Annotated in this window: 2 protein-coding genes; both read left to right on the plus strand. The window is 32.0% G+C overall.

Annotated features, from left to right (window positions below; translation table 11 throughout):
* The first annotated feature begins 153 nt into the window (after positions 1-153).
* On the plus strand, positions 154-417 hold the full coding sequence (locus tag U9P79_08400) for a hypothetical protein (GenBank protein MEA2104643.1): 264 nt from the start codon (positions 154-156) through the stop codon (positions 415-417).
* A 1-nt stretch (position 418) separates the two neighbouring features.
* A complete protein-coding gene (locus U9P79_08405; protein MEA2104644.1) occupies positions 419-1,708 on the plus strand; it encodes a transposase in 1,290 nt (429 codons plus the stop codon).
* Positions 1,709-2,168 lie beyond the last annotated feature (460 nt).

Raw genomic sequence — 2,168 nt, forward strand, 5'->3', positions numbered from 1 at the left:
CTGATAGAACTGAAAAAAAATATAATGCCCACAACATTTTGCTTGCTGTCAGCCACTTTTTTGCTTTTTGTTTCGCCTACGGCTACACAAAAAACAAAAAAATGCCCGCCACAAGCAAGTTTACGTTAAATGTAACTTCGTAAAACATTAAAAATGAAAGAAATACGATTAAACAAAAAGCAGTTCAAAATATTTAATGACGACGACCAATTCCAACTGTTTTGTGATGACGAAGGAATGCCGGATTTTGAAGATTTTAATGAAGAAGTAGAAAAATTATTCAATAAATTTGACCATATAATTGTAACAGAAAAAGAACAGATAATTGGCGTAAAAAACGGAAAACGAGAAGAACTAAGCGACCAAGCCTACGAAGGTTACGGAATTGCCTTAGAAATACAACAAGATTTTAAATAATATGTGCCAACACCACCAGCATAAAGATTATAAAGATTTTGCAAGCGAAAAGAAATATCGTTTGGCAGATTTTTTCAATATGTGGTGGGACGACTATTGCAAGTCGCCGACAGAATTTATCAAACCCGAACAATACAAAGCCGTTAATGCCATGCGAGTTTGCCGAACCGAAGTTTTAGGCGTAGATTATTATGTTTGTGAAGATTGTGGCGAAGTTTCCGAAGTAAGGCACAGTTGCAAAAACCGATTTTGCCCCACATGTTCGTGGAAAGATACCGTAAAATGGGCAGATAATTTAAAAAAGAAAATTTTTGATATTCCGCATAGGCATAGTGTTTTCACACTTCCGCACAGCTTAAACGGATTGATAAAGAGAAATAAAAAAGAAATGCTGAATATTTTAGGACGCATTTCAGCAGATATTTTTAAAAGCTGGTTTAAAAGCAAATACAATGTAAAAATTGGAGTAGTAAGTGTAATTCATACTTACGGCGAGAAAAAAAATGCACATTATCATATTCACATGATAGTTGCATGGGGCGGAATGCACTTTGACACAGGCGAATTGATTGACTTTAAAGGCAAAGAAAAAGAATATATAAATTACAATCACCTGAAAAAAGAATTTCGCAGAAAATATGTTAATGAATTAGATAAGTTATTTAAGAACAAAGAATTAAATCATAAATTTTCGGACAAAGAATTTCAACTTTTCAAAAAGAAAATACACAAACACAAATGGCAAATTCATCTTGAAGACCCGATGGATACACCGGCGGCAGTAATTAGATACATAGGCAGATACTCAAAAAGAGCATGTTTGAGCGAATACAAAATCACAAATATCGAAGGAGAATATCTTACTTTCAAATACAAAGATTACAAAGACCGCATAGACCCGAAAGACAAAAAATCGCCTGCAAAAGAAAAAGAATTACGATTGCATTTCAGCAAATTTTTTCCGTTGCTTTTACAACACGTTCCGCCGCCATATTTCAGATTAGTAAGATATTACGGAGCTTATGCCAGATTTGACATGATACCCCAAGAATATAAGGCAACCCAAGACGAACAATTATCAGAAACCATTGAAAAAGAATACGAAACATCAGAAGATAATCCTAAATTTTGTATATCTTGCACACGACCAAAAACTTATGTAAACACATTATTTGATATCCGAAAGAAAAAAGACAGAACAGAACCTTTTGATATTAAGAAACATAGTCATAAATATTATAAAAAAGTAATTATTGAAAAACAAGAAAGAAATCTTAAAAATGTAGCTTAACAGTAAAATGACAGCCAGTGGTGTGTCCAACAAGTAAAAAGACAACAATATTTTACATAAAAAAAGTCAAAAAGTAACAAAAAATGAAAAATAACATAAAAAATAAACAAAAAAACAGTCGAAAAATCGACTTGAAATTTCCGGATGGATAAGCAAAAAATTGAAGTTCTTATAATATAGTATAAACAAAAACAAATAATAATAAAACATTTAACATTTGGTTTGAAGAAATTTTGGGCATTGTGCGTTAATTAAAACAAAGTAGCTCGTATAAACATTGTGCAAAACTTCAACAATAGAAGCTCGTAACCCCAAAACATCTCAAACCAGTTAACGTTAAATGTAACTTCGTAAAACATTAAAAATGAAAGAAATACGATTAAACAAAAAGCAGTTCAAAATATTTAATGACGACGACCAATTCCAACTGTTTTGTGATGACGAAGGAATGCCGGATTTT

It is taken from the genome of Candidatus Cloacimonadota bacterium (genome assembly GCA_034661015.1).
Classification (GTDB): Bacteria; Cloacimonadota; Cloacimonadia; order JGIOTU-2; family JGIOTU-2; genus JAYEKN01.

Excerpts from the sequence above, each read along its gene's own strand:
- U9P79_08405 (MEA2104644.1), top strand. The coding sequence starts at position 419 with ATGTGCCAACACCACCAGCATAAAGATTATAAAGATTTTGCAAGCGAA.
- U9P79_08400 (MEA2104643.1), top strand. The coding sequence starts at position 154 with ATGAAAGAAATACGATTAAACAAAAAGCAGTTCAAAATATTTAATGAC.